Below are 17,658 nucleotides of genomic sequence, written 5' to 3' on the forward strand. Positions count from 1 at the left end.
CATATGCTTATCCCTACGCTCATCATCCCGGTTTTATAACAGGACTTGTCAGCGTTCCAAATAAAAAAGCGGCATGCTCTATTTGGCAGCATGCCGGATCGGTCAGCGTTGGTTCCTTCTCCATTTCTTCAGTTTCTTTTCAATGCGCGGCGAATTCATGATCATAAGATCCGTAAACAAGTTGACCATTTTCGGATTACGCAGCATCTGGTTAAACACCTCTGGATTTTGCTTGAACCATTGCTCATTGGCACGAATCCATTTCTTGAAACCTTCGTTTGATTTGTAATAGTCATTCAATTGACGAACCGGCCGATATGCGCTCATCTTAATCTATCCCTTCGTCAAAAAATATAACGAGGAGAAAAACGATCACGATGATCCAGATGATCACTTCGAAACCTTCCTCGTTGAAGAAACCAAATCCTCTCACGTCAGATCCCCCTTTCATCCTGCCGCGCTCCTCGCACCATTCCCTACCGCCCATGGTACCTTTCCCTATAGGTATATGTCGTTCCACGCTTGTTGGATTGGACGCTTGCCTGCGTTCATATCGATTTTGTGTGCTGGCCTATATTTTGATTGTGAAAACGGCTAGACGTTTTTCATACAACAGGATGAGCATACTAGAGAGGAATGAATCAAAGAGGAGACGAACATGACAGCCTCTACTGGATCACTGTTACGCAACAAGCCTTACTTGCTGTTACTGATAGTCGTCTTTTTCATGCACATGGCCTCTTATCTGGTCATTCCCGTCTTCCCAGTCTTTTTGCAAAAGGTACGGGTTCTTTCTCTCTCCCAAGTCGGCATCATTTTGGCAGCGGGAAGCATCACATACCAAATCGGAAGCTTGGCAGGCGGCTTGCTGTCAGATCGCTGGGGCAAACGCTCCATCCTAGCCTTTGGGGCATTCCTTCAAGGATGTGCCATGGCAGGCTATCACTTCAGCCATTCTTATGGTTTCTTCTTGTTATTCTCCGCTGTCAACGGCTTAGGTCTTGGCCTGCTCGCTCCTACCATTAAAGCCATGATCGCGGATGAAGTGGATGAGAGCCAAAGAACCGCTGCCTTCTCGTGGAGAGGGATACTCGCTCATAGCGGGATCATTGTCGCTGGCTTGGTCATTACGTGGATGACTGCGGGTGGGAAACAACCGTTTCTCGTAGCTGCCTTTGTGTACGGAGCACTTGCTGTCTTTTCTCGCTTCATCCTCCCCGATGATCGGTGTGTGGGAACAGATTGCAAGCAAACGCCGATCAAGGAGTATCGTCACATCTTGACCCATCGCAGCTTTCTGCTTTTTTCCGGGATCTCGCTCTTAATCTGGGCGCTTTACGCTCAATTCGCCATGATCCTGCCGCTGCGGGGAGAGCATGTCCTGCATTCCGCTACGATGATTGGCCTCATTTGGACGATCAACTCGCTCAGTGTCGTCGTCTTGCAAGGGTTTATCTCACGTTTTGTTCTACAGCGCATCAATCCGTACTTGTCTGTAACGATGGGAACGATCTTGTTGGGTGCAGGGCTTACGCTCATGGGATGGGCGAACCACTTTCTAACACTGTGCGGGGCAGCTATTCTTTTCATTTTGGGTGAGATGCTGTTTATGCCGATGCTGGACAGTCTCGTCACTCATTTCGCAAAGGAAGAATGGCTGGGAGCGTACTTTGGCTTTTCCAATTTCGTATCTGGTCTTGGAACGGCTCTTGGGACGGGATTGGGTGGAGCGATGGTTGAAAAGCTAGGAGGAGTCGGCAGCAATTATCCGTGGATCGGCTATGGAGTGCTTACGCTGTTTTTGGCGGCCATTCTTGGTCTGTTTGCCGTATATGCAATTCCTCGCCACAAAAACACTGTGCTTGACTCACCCTCAAAAAATCGTAGAAGGGAAGGCGCCACATGAGCGCAGAGGAACACACACAGCATCAACCCGAAAAGCAAATGGAAGTGCTTAGGCGAGTGCCGCTCACCTCCCTATTCATCCAACTGGAGGACCATGTATCCTCCCGCATTCGCCAAAAAACAAATTCGCCTTGGCAGCCATGGCTCTAGGAAAGGAGTAGTTACATGACCAAGCAAAGCAAGGATTCCTCTGTACAGCAAAATCGACCAGATGAGCGCAATCGCCAGCCCAAAACTGTTCAAAACGATGCACCGGGCTATGGAGACAAAAAACTGGAGGGGCCAAATCGTCCGTCCACCTAACCCTCAGGCAGGCAATCAATAAAAAAAGTCATTTTGCGCCTTCATGCAAGGGCAAAATGACTTTTTTCGTTTCATTTACGCAATCGGCACGAGCATGTACGGCAAAGAAAATCCTTCCAATCTCTCCAAAAATGCTTGGCGAGACTTTTCATCAGGCGCAATCAGTTGCAGATAGCGCGTGAAATAAAACACGATGCGATCTTCTTTGCCCTCTTTTAAGCGATAGTGGGACAGCTGCGCGATGTCCGTCAAGTTGTAGAAGTATTCATAGTGCTCCTGTGTAAAAGGCACTTGAAAGATCCGGCTGACGACTACACCATTGCTCAGATTTTCCCGCATGTTCTCTTTTGTTGCCCCGAGAAAACGAAGCAGTTCACCAGCACGCTTCGCCCCGACCTTTTCCACCAATATGCTATCGTTGTACTCCACTTCCAGATCGGTCAAGTTGTTAGAAACGGCTGCAAGCATTGCCATCAACACCTTGCGCACTGCCAGATTCTCCGTAGCGAATTGATTGTCAAATACATTAAATTCAAAGGACGTAACTTCGCCCTGACGCCGTGTATACAATTTGATCGCGTTCAAAAGCACTCCTCCGCTTTCTCTTTCCTCGACGATATTCTCCAGACCATTTATCTAGGCAAAATGGATTCCCACGTGGCACGGTCCAGCTTGCGAATGACACTGAACAAGAGACGCTTGGCTGCCTCGTAATCCTCGCGATCAATGATCGAAGCATGGCTGTGAATGTAACGGGAAGGAATGCCAATAACGGCAGACGGTACTCCCTTGCCATGGTACTGTACGACCCCTGCATCTGTCCCGCCTTTTGCCACATAAATCTGGTACGGAATGTTCTCTTCTTCGCACGTGGAGATAAGAAGCTCACGCAATCCTACCGGCATGACGTACATCGGATCGTAGATGCGCATCAAAAGTCCACCGCCGAGCTTGCCGCCATCGTCTTTTACACCTGGTATGTCTGTAGCTGGACTCGCATCCACAGCCAAGAACAAATCCGGATCGATGGACGCAGCCGCAGTTTTCGCGCCGCGCTGCCCGGACAATTCTTCCTGTACAGTAGCCCCGACGTAGACGACATTCGGATGATCTGGTTTTTCGTGCAGCTCTTTTGCGAGCTCCACTGCCAAACTGCAACCATAGCGATTATCCCATGCTTTAGCCATTATGCGGCGTGGATTGGCCATGACCTGCAATGGGCAAACCGGAACGATTTGCTGGCCAGCCCGTATTCCTACCTGTTCTGCTTCCTCACGTGAATCTACGCCGATATCAATGTACATGTTGCGTACATCCATCGGGCGATTGCGCTGATCGTCGCTCAAGACATGCGGTGGGATCGAGCTGATTACGCCTTCGACTGGTCCATTGTCCGTAATAATTTGTACACGTTGCGCGAGCAGGACCTGCCCCCACCAGCCTCCCAACGTCTGAAAAGAAATAAATCCCTTATCAGAAATTCGGGTGACCATGAAGCCCACTTCGTCCATGTGACCCGCTACCATAATTTTCGGACCGTTCTCGTCACCACGCATAACGCCAAAAATACTGCCCAAATTGTCGTACATGAGTTCACTCGTATAGCTGCTTATGTATTCCCGCATAATCTCGCGTACCGGACCTTCGAAGCCAGGCGCTCCTGGTGCCTGCGTCAAACGGTTCCACAGCTCCATTTGAAATTTATTTTCCATCGCCACAAATCCTCCTCGACCCTAGTTTCATGCCTATTATCCTTCTCTATTATCCGCGAGAGAGAATTCAGACGCAACTCCTCCCAAGCAGGAATGCAAGCGATTGTCCCGAATGAAGAAAAAAACACGAATCGTTTGAGGAGGAAAAAGTAGATGACAATCACGTTGCGAAAGTTGGCCGAATTCAGTGAGATTGAGCAATTAGAAGCAATGGAGGGGAAAATATGGGACCCTTCTACTGCTATTCCCCACCATATGACACTTACCATGCAAAAGTTTGGCGGTCTGTTTTTAGGGGCATTCGATGACGAGGAAATGATCGGCTTTTTATACAGCTTCCCGGGCTTCACCAACGGAGAATCCCATCTTTGCTCGCACATGCTCGGCTTTTTGCCAGAGTATCGCAAGCAGGGGCTGGGCGTACAAATGAAATGGCTGCAAAAAGAAGAAGCAGCAGCAGCAGGCTATTCCAAAATCACATGGACGTACGATCCGCTTGAGACTGTAAACGGTGTTCTGAACATCGCTAAGCTGGGAGGTATCGTTCGAACTTATTTGCCAAACTGCTACGGCCAGCTCGATGACGACTTCAATCGTGGACTGCCGACAGACCGTTTCCTCGTGGAATGGTTTATCGGAAGCAATCGTGTGGAATCTCGTCAGTCTGGAAAGAGCTCTGCTCCCTCTTTTCAACAGGCGCCAGACCTATTGCGCTTTGAAATCAAGGATGGTATTCCACATCCTATCGAAATCGATTTGTCACGCGATGAGCCTGCGGTACTGCTCCCTGTCCCTGCCTTCTTCCAAGATGTAAAACGAGCGGATATAAGCGTCGCTTCCTTGTGGAGAGAAATGACGCGCGAATTGTTCACATCGTATTTTGCCAAAGGATATGTTGTCACGAATATCCTCCGTGGTCCATCCACCGTTCGTTACGTCTTAGAAAAGCAGCCATTTCCTGATATTTTAGGTGCCTCGTCCTCTCTATCTTAGCTAGAATTGCGCGTCGGGTGATCAGGTTGTGGTAAAATGGTGGTTGCCCAACCCTATACAACAAAGGACGAGAATGAAATGAATCGATCACAATACAATTATGACGTTATCATCATAGGCGGCGGCCCCTCTGGGCTGATGTCTGCAATTGCTGCTTCTGGCCAAGGAGCGAGAGTTTGTCTCGTGGAAAAAGGCTCGAAGCTCGGACGCAAGCTCATCATATCGGGCGGCGGACGCTGTAATGTAACCAATGCCAAGGAACAAGATGAATTAATCAAGCAAATGCCAGGAAATGGACGCTTCATGTACAGTGCTCTCACCCAATTCGGCAACCGAGAGATTATCCAGTTTTTTGAGGAGATGGGTGTCGCGTTAAAAGAAGAGGATCGGGGCCGTATGTTTCCTGTCACAGATAAAGCAGTGACAGTCGCTCAAGCATTGATTGATTTATTGAAGCGCCAAGGTGCCACCATTCATTTAAATGCCGCTGTAAAAGAAGTTCTCTATTCGGAAGGGAGAGTCGGTGGCATCATGCTCCAGTCCGGTGAGAAAATCACCGCGCCTTGTGTGATTATTGCTGTCGGAGGCTGTTCTGTACCACAGACAGGGTCTACAGGCGATGGCTATACATGGGCGAAAGCAGCCGGGCACACAATCACAGAGCTGTATCCTACTGAAGTACCGCTTATAGCCAATGACTCTTTTATTCGCGACAAATCAATTCAGGGTCTATCGCTGCGTGACATCACGATGACCTTGTATGCGCCCAATGGGAAAAAGATCAACACCCAAGAAGGCGATATGATCTTCACTCATTTCGGAATATCAGGCCCCGCCTCCCTGCGCATGGGACACTATGTCTCTGTGTCGCAACGAAAATACAGTGCGGTTCCTCTATCTCTGACAATCGATCTCATGCCTGACAGAACAGCCGAGGAAATCATGGCGGAAAGTTGGCAGTTGATTGAGGAGCAGCCAAAAAAGGCAATAAAAAATGCAATCAAAGGCTTCCTCCCCGAACGGATTATCCCACTCTTGCTTGCGATGGCAGGAATTTCGGAAGAAACGACTTACAGCCATATGAAAAAACAAGAGTGGAGCAAGTTCACGAGCTTGATCAAAGCTTTTCCACTCACCATTACGGGGACGCTCTCTCTTGAGGAAGCGTTCATTACAGGTGGTGGTGTAAGCGTAAAAGAGATCGATCCACGCTCAATGAGGTCCAAGCTCATGGATGGGTTGTATTTTGCTGGCGAGGTTATGGACGTCCACGCCCATACCGGTGGTTACAACATCACCATCGCCTTTTCGTCCGGCCATTCTGCGGGTACGCATAGTGCGCAGGAAGCATTTGAATTTTTTTACGAGAATGACGTTTAGATGAAGTGGGATTGGGGAAACTATGAATCAGGTTCTCTTTTCATGAAAAGAGAAATCAGCACATTACTCCCCCCTAGTTGTAATGTGCTGGTTTAACAGACCTTACTCCCTTTATCTTCCTAGATGGGCATCGCCTGCGTGAGCGATGCTTCTTTTTTTTGCCCAACAAAAAGCACCTGCTACAAAAGAAGGCTAGGCCATCTTTTCATAGCAGGTGCTTTATTCGTCATTATTGGTTTATCCGACAAGGCGAAACAAATACGCAAACCCAGCGAAAAAAAAGGCTAGGCCCAACAGAAAAAACGTGTTGGCACGCTGCTTAATGCGCCTTTCGTCTCCTTGAAAATGAGCGTTCATCCGCGATTGCCAGCGTTTTGTCCTCGGCTGTACCATGACGAGAATGCCAGCTGCCAGTAAGAAGAGAGGAAAGATCATCATCGGACTCATCCCTTTTTCTTACGACGTAGAAGCCAACGGTTGTCCTCTTCGGCTGGTGCGCCTTCGATTACCAGACGGGCCTCCTCGGCAAGCTGATAGGCTTCTGCAAAAGCTAGTTGTCGAAATGATATCTCTGCCTTCGTCAACAATTCATTGACCTGGCGATTTTGGCGGCGATAACGGTTCGTATACTGAATGGCACCCTCTGCCATCTGACAAGTTGTAATAATGCGTTCTGCCATCCGCTCTGTTTCGCCGACCAAATCACTTGCGTCCTGAACCAGCATAGCCACCTCTTCCAGATCATAGCGGTATTGCTCCATGATCGTTTGCACGCGGCCCAACGTCTGCACGACTTCTTCAAACATGTATTTCAATTGATCCGGAATCCCCGGCAAGTAGCTGCGCTTGATTTGCTGACGGACGCGGACTAATGTGTTAGAAATTCGCTCCAGTTCATCCAGCGCATCGTCTTCCGTTTCGATGACCAAATACGTTTGCTCTTCTTCTTCCGGAATCAGCTCTTCCTGTTCAGGCTGACTCTTTGGCATGACCAGTTCATACTCTTCTTCTTCGTACGTAGGCTCCTCTGCTTTAACTGCTGGCACAGGCTTTTGTGCTTTTTTATTGAAAAGCTGAGGAATTGCTTGCAACAAAACGGAACGTTCAGCTTCACTCAGCTCTGAGGATTTTCCTCGCACTGGTCGCTCTTCTTCCACTTTCGACTGCTGGAGATGAGTCGGCTTTTCAGGATCTGTTTCGCTGGTAGAATGCTCGATCTTGCTAGCTGGAGTCGGCTCAGGTATACGAATCTCCGGCTCCACAGGCGCGGATGTCGCAGCTACTTGCTGTAGCGAATCATCCTGTTCCACCTCTTCTACTTCTGCTCTCTTTTCTACCTGCACAAATTCTGTTTCATCATTGCCTTGATTCACTTCTGCTTGCGGTTCCGCTTCTGTATATACCGTCGCTGCTGCTTCATCACGAGCAAGAACGCCATCTTCTATCGCTTGATACGTTGCATCAATGAGTACTTCGAACGCTTTGACATGGGTCAACACCATTTCCAGGCTGCCCTCTTCCAAAGAGCTTTTCGCGGACATGACCAATTGCTTCGCCTGCAAAAGGGCATTGTCCAAGGAATCCTGTTTTAAATCAAAGCCGTCACGAAAGGCCTGCTCAATTCCTTCTTCCAGATGCTTGAATTCTTCCGGCATTTCTTTTTTCACACGTTGCACAAGCTTTGGAATGAGCTCCATTGCTTGTCCTACCTGCTCCAGTACTTGCTGCGCTTTTTGTGTGGTTTCGTACGCAGCAATGTCGTCTCCTGCCGCACGCGCAGTTTTCACGAGTTTTCGCATTGTGTCTACTTCATCGAGCGATGCTTTCAGCTCATGGAAAGACAATCCGTATTCCAGACGCAAATCGGACAAACGTCGTTCCATCTGCTCCACTTGCTTTCCGATCTCTGGAACAACAACCTTGTTTTCTTGCTTGGTAACGGCCACTTTGGAAGTGTCTGTTTTTAGCTCATTCAGCTCTTCTTCAATTTTTGAAATGGCCTCTCTCGCCTCATTCAGCATGCCAAGTGCCAACGTAAAACGGAAGCGATCACAAGCCTCTTCCGCATCGAGAATCATCATTTCCACATCAGGGATGCGAATGCGCAACAGATTTTCTTTTTTGTCAGCCAAGTGGTGGTAACGTACTTCTGTCATGCCGCTGGAACGGCGAAGCGGTTTTTCCACCTCGATGACATTGAGCTTCTCAACGAGCTCTTCCTTCCAATCCTCTACATCGTCTACTTGAGCAAAAATAGCACGGCGTCTGATCATCGCATAAATCAATCCGATCGATAGGCCAGCAAATACCGCCCCCACCAGATAGATCCACCATGGAATGCCTCCGAGAGCGCTACTGCTTTCACTCTCTCCCGCTTTACTTGCGTCTGTCTCACCCGGTTTTGCTGTTGCTTGCTTGCTTTCCATGCGGCTAAGCTCTTGGTTTACTTCCGCAATTAACGTCTGAATCCCGGTCAAATACTGCTTTTGTGTACGGAATGGTTCATAGAAAGACGCGATCTTGTCATGCAGCAATGCCATCGTGGCACCTTTTGCCTGTAAGCTAGGACCTGCATAAATCCCCAGCTGTTCGGTGTTTATGTCGAGTACGATCATGAGTGCATCGTCGGCTAAATTGTAATTGTCAAACAGCTTTTGCGCGTAGATATCCGGAGATTCGGCTTCTGGTGCAGTGCTTTCCACTACCACGACTTTGTAGCTGCCCGGTATGCCGTTCAATGAATTGGCAAAGGCGGTCCTGTCTTCTTTTTTCAAATAGTTGTCAGCGTCCTGAACAACTTCTTCTTTTTTATCTGGAAACGGCGTCGCATAAGCCGGATTCGTATATAACAACATGCCTGCCAAACAGAGCATGAATAGTTTTCGTTTCACTTGTCATACATCCCCTTACTAGAATCATTCATTGGGAGAGGCCACGCCTAAACGGGCAGCAAAGAACCTCGCAGATAACACATAATCGAGGTTTGCAGCCATTGGACGAACTCCTCGGAAGATGGTTCCAGATCATAGACCTGGCGAACCATTTGTGGTTGCAAAAAAGGATATATCATCTGGCTCGTCATAGCCAGCACTGTACAATCAATAGAGACGGGCAAAAACTCACCCGAGACGACACCGCACTCGATCACACGAGAAAGACCGTGCTTCCAGCGGCTCATATATAGCGTCATCACTTCACGTGCAAGCATGGATTCTACGCTCAGCTCACGATGAATCAAACGCGTGATAGGCGCATGCTCACATTGAAACTGCAAATACAGCTGCACAACTTGTTCCAATCGTTGATAGGCAGGGATGTTTTCCTGCTCGTTTTCCAGTTCTTCCAAAAGGCGAAACAACGTCTCAAAGTAAGAAGCAATCAACGTCTCCAGGACTCCTTGCTTCCCTTCAAAGTGATAGGAAATCAGCGCGGAATTTACTTGAGCAACAGAGGCAATTTGTCTTACGGAGGTCCCTTTGTAGCCATGAACATCAAAAAGTTTCGCTGCTGCGGATAAAATACGCATTTTCGTCTGATCCATCAGGCATCTTTCCCATTGTACAGATTATTCGACGAAAAAAGATAGTCTTGTTGTATGTTCGACAATGTTTTCCAGAATTCCTTCTAGAAATGCTGATTCCATCGAAAAAAACCGCTATCGCATAGATTTTCTTCCACATAAGAAGTACGTAAAAAGCATCGAACACGTTACCTCCATTTTTAAATTTTCCCTGACAGAAAAAAGACGCTCCTGTCTGTTTTGCAAGAGGAACGTCTCACTTGATTACTCTTACTCCCTATTTGCTTTTTCCTATGGAGCTGTGATGGGGGCTACTGCTCCGTATTGCTGCAAATACGTTTCTACTTGCGTATGCTCTTTTACACGCTGATCGTTTAAATCGTACGCAGATCGAATGGACATCGTCATGTTCGTGGGGAGCATCGTTTTTTTGTTGTAGTGAATCGTATACTCTGCCTCCACTTCCATCTGGTTCACGAGCTCGTTTACGTCCACCTTTTTCTTGGACTGAATCGTGGGTCCAGAATGTTGTGCAGGCGTCCCTCTCCAATTGCCTTCCGAGAGTGACATCGCTATCTTTAGCTTCGGTATGTAGGGTTTCTCTCGCCCTGCTATCGATTGGACTTTTGCTCCCGACTTTGTTTGTTCTTGCATTTGGGAAACAAGCCAACTCTTTAGTTTGGCAGAATCCAATACAACTCCGAACGCCTCAAAATCGTCTTTTGGATTCTCATCAGGCAGCATTCGAACGTTTCTTTTCATGTTGTCGATTTGCTGAAAGGAAGCCATAGGGTTCCAGTTGTTCATTTCTTGATGCAGGGCCGGACTATCCCCTGCGACATGTTTCCAGCTTTCGTTTTGACCATGCTTGGTATACAGCTTGTTCCCATGACTAAGTAAGGATAAGTTGTCCACTCTGTTTTCTTCTGGGACAGAGAGCTTCACGTTCATGTAAACAGCCTCTCCGTCCTTTCTGCCCGAAAAGTTAACCATGTTCGCATTGGCACTATTCGCCGTCAACAGCTTGGTTTGCCCGTAGAACGCATACGATTTCTGCGCATCGAACTTGTCACGTACCTGCTCAAACGTTGTATTCGCATCCTGCTTCACACTCATTTGATTACAGCCACCTACAACAACTGTACACACAAGAGCCATCACGCAAATGGGCCAATACTTCTGCATAGATGCTACCCTCCCTCGGCTACCCTGGGTTAACCTCATGTGGGGTCCCAGGGTAATAGTCCCTTTTAGCGTTTCCGGGGAGGAATAGGCTTATTCTACTTGCAAGCCTCTCTTGTACGATCAGGTTTTACAGGTGGAAATACAAGATGCGATCCTGCTCTCTCACTTCAATCTGGTGGAGAATCATCAACAAATCTATGTGCCCTAATGTCTCGGATAGCGTCAATGGCAATTCTTTTTGGTACAAGCCTGGAAATAAGAGAGCATTCAGTTCAAAAGCTGTCTTTTCTCCATCTGCAAGAAGCCTGCGGAGCGTGTCTGTTCTCTCCCAGTTCTTTTGCAGTCGAGCGAGTATGAGCTCTCGATGGTTGTACACCGGTTGACCGTGCCCACTGAGGACCTGTTTGATCTCCATGTCCGCACACATTTGCAACGCTGTGCGGTATTGAATCAAGGTCAGTGGTCTTGTACTCGAACGATTCCGGGGTGGTTCAATGAAGGCATTGGATGATATTCGCTTGATGATATGGTCTCCACCAATCATGACTTGATCCTTTGCCCGATACAACGACAGATGGCTTTGGCTGTGTCCTGGTGTATACAGTACCTGCCAGTCCTCCAAATACGGTACCTTTTGCTCATGCTTCAGATGAAAGTCAATCTGGCTTGGCGCAGAAAACGTCTTCATCAGCTTGTGAAATTTCGAGATAATGACCATCATTTTTTCTGGTACACCACTCTGGATATACAGCTCTTCGAAAAACTGATCATGAAAAGTCATAAACTGCTCATCCTGCTGTACATAAGGTGTTGCCTGCGGATGGGCAAACGTCTTCGCTCCCGATCGTTCCCGTACTTTTTCTAACTGCCCGCAATGATCCACATGATGATGCGTCAGTATGACTTGCTCGATATCTTCCACGCTGACCCCAATCGATTCTAAGCCTTCTGTTAAGGCCGCCCACGCATCGTCGGTCAATGGACCCACATCAACCAAGGTCAAGCGCTCCCCTTTTAACAAGTAGACGTTTACTGCCCCCACATCAAAAGGCGTAGGTATTTCCAGACAAAAAATATCAGGTGCTACTAGGGTCGCGATCGTTTGCTTGCCATCGTTCGTTGTCATTTTTTATCTACCCCTCAAGTTTTTTGCCTTTTTTTCCGAAAATGAGAAAAGAGCCATTGTTTTGGCTCTAGGCGAGAACAACTTGATTTCTACCTGAATTTTTGGCTTCATACAAAGCAATATCTGCTTGATGGAACAGCGCTTCTACACTCAGGTTTACATCCATCTCCCTGCTCCATTTCGCTAGTCCACACGAGATCGTGACTTGTGGAGACGTCTCCTGCTCGACGCATTCCCGTATGCGCTCTGCCACGGAATGCGCGGTGTTTTTGTCCACACGCGGCAAATAAACAGCGAGTTCCTCTCCACCCCATCTTGCCGCGATATCACTGTCTCGGATGCTATGTCGAATCAGATTGGAGACCTGAATCAGTACTTCGTCCCCTACCTGATGGCCAAATGTATCATTCACGGTTTTAAAATAATCAATATCGATCAAGATCAACGAGCCATAGTTGTCTTTTTGTAATGACCCTCTTACTCGTTCATTCAAATGTCTTCTCGTGTACAGACCCGTCAAATTATCCGTAATGACCATTCGTTCCATTTCATTATGCAGGACGGCGTTGGTCATTGCCAAGCTCGCGTGTTGTCCAAATATTTCGAGGAGTTTGTAGTCGTCAAAACTAAAAAAATGATAACGGGAATCTGCGACTAAAAGGACTCCACTAATCTCACCCTCAACAACGAGCGGTACCCCCATGAAGGAACAGCACGAAAAGAGCGAAAAAGGAAGCGGTCCTGCCCCTGGTTGAGCCAGCAGCAATGCCTGCTTGTTTTGCAAGATTTGCTGAAATGGCTTTTCTGTAGAATCGATAGCCATGCCATTGAACGCTGGAATGGAGGAAGAGAGCACATCGAAGCAATCCTCTCCTGGCGTTTTTCGCAAAATAGCACAAAACTCTGCATCAAAGGTAGCCCGCATCATCGTCGTAACAAAATCGAGAATTTCCTTTAAATCAAGACTTCTGTTCAACTGGCGCGCCATCTCATTAATCAAACGCAATTCTCGAATCAAATTGCGCGATTGCTGATAGAGCTGTGCGTTTTCAAACGCAGTGCCAGCCGTATCCGCCAAGATTGAGATGTAGTCCTTTTCATGCTGATTCAAGGTGATTCGCTGATCGGACGTCACTTGTAAAACTCCGTAGATTCCCTGCTTGCCTAAGAGTGGCGCTGCGATCACCGTCACCTGTTGCTCCCCTTCTCCCACTTCTTCGGCAATGAGACGTCCTTCCAAATAGGCCTTGGTACTGGTAGACGGCTCTACTTCTTGAAAAGAAAGCTGTTTGACCGGGGTGGTTGCATTGGGTTCAACCGTCAGGAAAAGCTCTGCCGACAAGTACGGATAAAGGCTGGGAATGCTCGTCACGATTTCATGCAAAACATCATTCACATCAATCGATGCCTGAATCTTTGACATCAACTGATACAACAAATCTTTTTTGCTCGCTTCACGGCGTAGGTCGTCCGACATGATCGAACGCCAAAGCGCACAGCTTGCCTTCGCGCCTACTTCCTGCAAAAAAGCAACATCCCGTTCATCGTACACGCAATCTGACTCTTCGGGTGGCAGATGCAAAAACAGTGCGTAGAGCGGTGTTTGGTTCAAGGAGACAGGAACGACGACAAGCCTGTGGTCGTCTAAAATGGAAGGCACGACCTGCGTCGTACCGAATCTCGAAACCAGTTGGGCAATGTGGGTTTGTCCAACTTCGACCGCTTGCGTTGTTACGCTCTCCTGCGGAATCAATGTGGCATTGTCCGCGAGCTTCACGGCCGAACAATAGCCTTTTTGGATAATGTCACTGATCTGACCCGTCAAGCTTTGCAGCAGCTCTTTGGTCGTATCATGCAACGTCAAATCCATGACAATCTGGCTTGTGACGTGTTGAATATAAGCATCATATCCCATGCGAATCAACGGCTCTAGCCCGCGCATGTAGGATGACAAATCGAAATGAATATGGTCTTCGGGCGCTATCATGCCAATGACAGCTCGAACCCTTCCATCTTTTTCACACAAAGGAAAGGCTCCACACACGTTGTTCGTTTCACTTCTCGTTTTGACTACGATCTCTTTGGAGGAAAGTGCCTCTAAAATAAAATCAAAGACTTTGCCAATCGATACATCGTGTTGCAGGGTAAGCCCTTGAGAATTCCGAGATGGACCAACCTGCATTTCCATGAAGTTGATTACGCGGCCCCCGGAATCTGTCAAGAAAAGGATGCCTGGGCGCTTTTCCGGCCAAGATTGTAAGATAAAATGGGCCGTGTAGGAAAAGACCGTCTCTAACTTCCCCAACATTTTACTTGACACGAGAAACTCCCTCTCTCAGCATTTTCTCAAGCTTTCAAATGGTCTGTATCATTAACGGATAGAACTTCCCACCTACGATCTACATACCGAAATATCGTAATACTGGTATTATCGATACGTGTGATACCCGTTCCTTGTTCTCCTACCGTCACATAATGCAAGAAGCTATTAATGAGACCGCCATGCGAGACAACGACAATCGCCTCACCTGGGTGGCTCCCTGCTATTTCTGTCATGGCAGCTACAGCTCGTCGCTGCATGTCTTCGAATGTCTCAATTCCACAGGAGGCTTCATCCTGATTCTCAAATCGCTCACGTATTTCTTCATAGGTGAGCCCCTCCCACTCCCCATAGCAGCGCTCCCGCAAGGTTGTCCGCGTAGAAACAGAGGATTGGAAGTTACCAGCAATCTTGGCAGCCGTATCGTGTGCCCGACTGAGATCACTCGAATAAAAAGCGTGAATCTTCTCGCCTTGGAACCTGTCTGCTACTCGCTCGGCCTGACGTACCCCGAGCTCGTTCAATGCGATGTCACTGTGGCCTTGTATACGACGAATCTGATTCCACTCCGTCTCTCCGTGACGAATGAGATACATGATGGTTTCCAAAACGATTTATCTCCTTACCGTTCTGTATTCTATTCGATAGTATTTCTTATTATATAAGATGCATGTTCACAATTCTAGATTGATAAAAAAACATTTGGTACAAAATTCCTATATTTCATTCCTTTCTGCAAATACCGGACACTTTTTTTTCATGAATTTGAACTGAAACGAACTTTTACTTCCTCTCGTCAGAGGTGATAAGAAGAATATGACATCGTTGGAGGGGTTCCTATGAAACCGTGGATCATTCGGTCTAGCTCATTTGTTCTATCTGTCAGTCTGTTGCTGCCTGTGGCTCAAGCGCATGCACAATCACCTCATGTGAGTACCAATAAAATGGCGACTACTGTGGCACAAGCAGACTCTGTGGCACAAGCCAAAGCAAAGCTGTCCAAGGAAGCAGCCTTGGCTCTCGCTACAAAAATAGTGCCTACCGCCGGGATGACGGTGCAGAATGTGTCATTTCGTTCAGCGGATAGCTGGCGCCCATTTCCAGAATGGTCATTTAGTTGGGTGAAGAAAGATCCAGAAAACGGCGAAGTCCGTCTATCCTATAGCGTCAGTATCCACGCCAATACAGGCGAACTGACTTCCTATTCGCGTCAAGAGCAGGAAGCATCTCAGCTTCCCTATGCAAAACGAATTTCCTATACAGAGGCGCAAGAGCAGGCGAAGCGCTTTTTCGAGAAAAACAATGCAGGAAAAGCAGCGGAAACAAGACTGTATACACGTGATATGCCAGAGCCAAAAACTCCGCTGAACTCGGAAGTCTACTATAATTTCCGCTTTGTTCGTGACGTGGACGGCATTCTCTTTCCTGACAACGGCGCAGATATCACGGTAGATGCTTCCGGCAAAGTGACCAACTATTCTCTGTCTTGGAACGACGTGACTTTCGAGAACACGGATACGAAAATCTCAGAAGAAGAAGCTGAGAAACTGTTTAAAGAACAAGCGAATCCAAAACCAGTTTACCTGCTGCCATGGGAGCGGATGGAAACTCAAAATAACAAGCCGTCTCTCGGGTATATGAATCCCTTCACATTCTACATTGATGCGGAGACTGGCAAAGCATTGACACAATCGTTGACCTCGTATCAACTAGCGAAAGATCCTGAGCCTGTAAGCAGCAAAGTCCTTCCTGCACGCCGCAGCGGACAACCGCTCTCCCAAGAGGAAGCTGTACAATGGGCATCGAAAACGTTGAATTTGTCCAACTACGAGCTTCGCTCTGCCAATTACAATGAAAGAGACTACCGTGGCAATCGTCCCATCTGGGATCTCGAATTTGGCGAAAAGGGCAATAGCGAAGACGGATTTGCGTATGTCTCCGTGGATGCTGTAACCGGGGACATCTACCGATTGAACAAGGACTTCCGTGGCCATAAAGAAAAAACAACCGCTTCTAAAAAACCAGACACGGAAAAATTCAAGGCAAAAGCGATGGAAACAATTCGTGATTTGGCGCCAACCATGGCCCACCAGCTTTACTGGACAGAGCCTATTGAAGAGGAAAACCAAAACCAACCTGTTGATTCCGAGCGGACGCAGATCCGATTTGAGCGTTTTATCAATGGAATAGCTGCAGCTAGCGGCTCTGCCCACTTCACGTTTGACATCGAAACAGGCGATCTGCTGAATTACAGTGCTGAATTGGGCAACGAAACATACCCGACACAAGTTCCCAAGCATCTGCCTGCTGCCGAAGCGAGTGAAAAGTGGTGGACTGAGACAAAAGCAGAGGCCGTTTACGCCCTCGTCCCCCTTACTCCTGAGGATGCCAAACGCGCAAAAGAGCAGCCTTCCTACACACCGAAGCGAACGGCCAAGATTGTCTATCGCGCAACAATGACGCCGTTTGAGCAGCCGTACTACCTTGACGCTGTAACAGGCGAGTGGAGCTCTACCTCTACTGGCAAAACGATTGCGCTGCATCGCCCGGCTCCTGCCGATTTGAAAGGTCATCCAGCAGAGAAGGAACTCTCGTTGATGTATGAATATGACGCACTATCGCTTGAAAACGGCAATATTATGCCGCAAAAACCGATCACACGTGGCGAAATGATTGAAATGCTCATGATCAGTCTCAACCAGGGCAGACACTATCCGCAGTACTCTCTGGAACGTAAGGCCACCTATAGCGATGTGGCAAATGGTTCGCGCTACTTCTCAGCCGTAGAAGGTGCTGTTGATCGCGGACTTCTCGATAAAAATGCTTCCAAGCTGAATCCAAATGAGACGATTACACGTGAAGAGCTCGCGGATATGATTGTTCGTGCACTCGGTTACAAAAAACTGACGGACTTCCCTGGCATGTTCCAATCTGAGCTCTCAGACATTGCCAATTCGAAGTACCGCGGTTCGATCATCATCGCGACTACACTCGGTATCGTGCCGACTGACAAACAGAAGTTCCAGCCGCAAAGCCTCGTCCCTCGTGCCGATGCAGCCATTACCTTTACCCGTTTCCTTGAAAAACGGGATACTCCAGACGGTCCTGTTACTCTGTTGCGAAAATAAACCCAAAAAGCGCCATCCATCCCACTTCTTGCGGCGGATGGCGCGCTTCTTTTCCCTTGACTTTACTATATCGCGCCTAGTATTAT

The 17,658-nt window shown here is 47.9% G+C and carries 16 protein-coding genes; 6 read left to right on the forward strand and 10 right to left on the reverse strand.

Translation table 11 applies throughout. The features are described from left to right. Positions 1–102 precede the first annotated feature (102 nt). Positions 103–327 (reverse strand): hypothetical protein, encoded by a 225-nt coding sequence (locus tag POF51_RS14055; RefSeq protein WP_069847567.1) that lies wholly within the window; start codon positions 325–327, stop codon positions 103–105. Positions 328–658: 331 nt separating this feature from the next. Here POF51_RS14055 and POF51_RS14060 point away from each other — a divergent pair, with 331 nt between their 5' ends. The 3 genes from POF51_RS14060 to POF51_RS14070 are packed head-to-tail and all read left to right on the forward strand — an operon-like array spanning position 659 to position 2,208. After that, positions 659–1,906 carry an MFS transporter gene (locus tag POF51_RS14060; protein WP_069847569.1) on the forward strand — a complete coding sequence of 416 codons (1,248 nt, stop codon included), beginning with the start codon at positions 659–661 and terminating at the stop codon, positions 1,904–1,906. Then, positions 1,903–2,055 carry a hypothetical protein gene (locus POF51_RS14065; protein ID WP_170831590.1) on the forward strand — a complete coding sequence of 51 codons (153 nt, stop codon included), beginning with the start codon at positions 1,903–1,905 and terminating at the stop codon, positions 2,053–2,055. The genes POF51_RS14060 and POF51_RS14065 overlap by 4 nt, the downstream gene beginning before the upstream one ends. Before the next feature lie 15 nt (positions 2,056–2,070). Beyond that, positions 2,071–2,208 carry a hypothetical protein gene (locus POF51_RS14070; protein ID WP_017250431.1) on the forward strand — a complete coding sequence of 46 codons (138 nt, stop codon included), beginning with the start codon at positions 2,071–2,073 and terminating at the stop codon, positions 2,206–2,208. Between the two features lie 75 nt (positions 2,209–2,283). On the opposite strand, the gene POF51_RS14075 is transcribed toward POF51_RS14070, so the two are convergent. Continuing rightward, a complete protein-coding gene (locus POF51_RS14075) occupies positions 2,284–2,799 on the reverse strand; it encodes a hypothetical protein (RefSeq protein WP_083261635.1) in 516 nt (171 codons plus the stop codon). Positions 2,800–2,840: 41 nt separating this feature from the next. Continuing rightward, positions 2,841–3,920: a M42 family metallopeptidase gene (locus tag POF51_RS14080; protein ID WP_069847572.1), complete on the reverse strand. Its 1,080-nt coding sequence runs from the start codon at positions 3,918–3,920 to the stop codon at positions 2,841–2,843. Positions 3,921–4,073: 153 nt separating this feature from the next. On the opposite strand from POF51_RS14080, the gene POF51_RS14085 reads away from it, so the two are divergent. Next, positions 4,074–4,913 carry a GNAT family N-acetyltransferase gene (locus tag POF51_RS14085; protein ID WP_017250434.1) on the forward strand — a complete coding sequence of 280 codons (840 nt, stop codon included), beginning with the start codon at positions 4,074–4,076 and terminating at the stop codon, positions 4,911–4,913. 78 nt (positions 4,914–4,991) lie between these two features. After that, positions 4,992–6,293 (forward strand): NAD(P)/FAD-dependent oxidoreductase, encoded by a 1,302-nt coding sequence (locus POF51_RS14090; RefSeq protein WP_069848280.1) that lies wholly within the window; start codon positions 4,992–4,994, stop codon positions 6,291–6,293. Positions 6,294–6,530: 237 nt separating this feature from the next. Here the strand turns inward: POF51_RS14090 and POF51_RS14095 are convergent, their stop codons facing one another. From POF51_RS14095 to POF51_RS14125, 7 genes are all read right to left on the reverse strand, one after another. Next, positions 6,531–6,740 carry a hypothetical protein gene (locus POF51_RS14095; RefSeq protein ID WP_017250436.1) on the reverse strand — a complete coding sequence of 70 codons (210 nt, stop codon included), beginning with the start codon at positions 6,738–6,740 and terminating at the stop codon, positions 6,531–6,533. Next, the gene (locus POF51_RS14100) at positions 6,737–9,184 is read right to left on the reverse strand and encodes a septation ring formation regulator EzrA (protein WP_069847574.1); all 2,448 of its coding nucleotides are present in this window, start codon (positions 9,182–9,184) and stop codon (positions 6,737–6,739) included. Before POF51_RS14100 ends, POF51_RS14095 begins: the two co-directional genes overlap by 4 nt. Before the next feature lie 47 nt (positions 9,185–9,231). Further along, complete coding sequence (refZ, locus tag POF51_RS14105) at positions 9,232–9,834, reverse strand: forespore capture DNA-binding protein RefZ (RefSeq protein ID WP_069847576.1); 603 nt, start codon at positions 9,832–9,834, stop codon at positions 9,232–9,234. Between the two features lie 270 nt (positions 9,835–10,104). Continuing rightward, complete coding sequence (locus tag POF51_RS14110) at positions 10,105–10,998, reverse strand: hypothetical protein (protein WP_069847578.1); 894 nt, start codon at positions 10,996–10,998, stop codon at positions 10,105–10,107. A gap of 127 nt (positions 10,999–11,125) precedes the next feature. Then, entirely contained in the window at positions 11,126–12,124 is a 999-nt protein-coding gene (locus POF51_RS14115) for an MBL fold metallo-hydrolase (protein ID WP_017250439.1), read from the reverse strand. Positions 12,125–12,191: 67 nt separating this feature from the next. Beyond that, on the reverse strand, positions 12,192–14,432 hold the full coding sequence (locus tag POF51_RS14120) for a sensor domain-containing diguanylate cyclase (protein ID WP_069847581.1): 2,241 nt from the start codon (positions 14,430–14,432) through the stop codon (positions 12,192–12,194). A 38-nt stretch (positions 14,433–14,470) separates the two neighbouring features. Beyond that, positions 14,471–15,052 (reverse strand): histidine phosphatase family protein, encoded by a 582-nt coding sequence (locus tag POF51_RS14125; RefSeq protein WP_069847583.1) that lies wholly within the window; start codon positions 15,050–15,052, stop codon positions 14,471–14,473. A 231-nt stretch (positions 15,053–15,283) separates the two neighbouring features. Between POF51_RS14125 and POF51_RS14130 the strand changes: the two genes are divergently transcribed. Beyond that, on the forward strand, positions 15,284–17,572 hold the full coding sequence (locus POF51_RS14130; RefSeq protein ID WP_069847585.1) for a YcdB/YcdC domain-containing protein: 2,289 nt from the start codon (positions 15,284–15,286) through the stop codon (positions 17,570–17,572). Positions 17,573–17,658 lie beyond the last annotated feature (86 nt).

It is taken from the genome of Brevibacillus sp. AG (assembly GCF_028369215.1).
In the GTDB taxonomy this organism is placed as follows: Bacteria; Bacillota; Bacilli; order Brevibacillales; family Brevibacillaceae; genus Brevibacillus; species Brevibacillus porteri.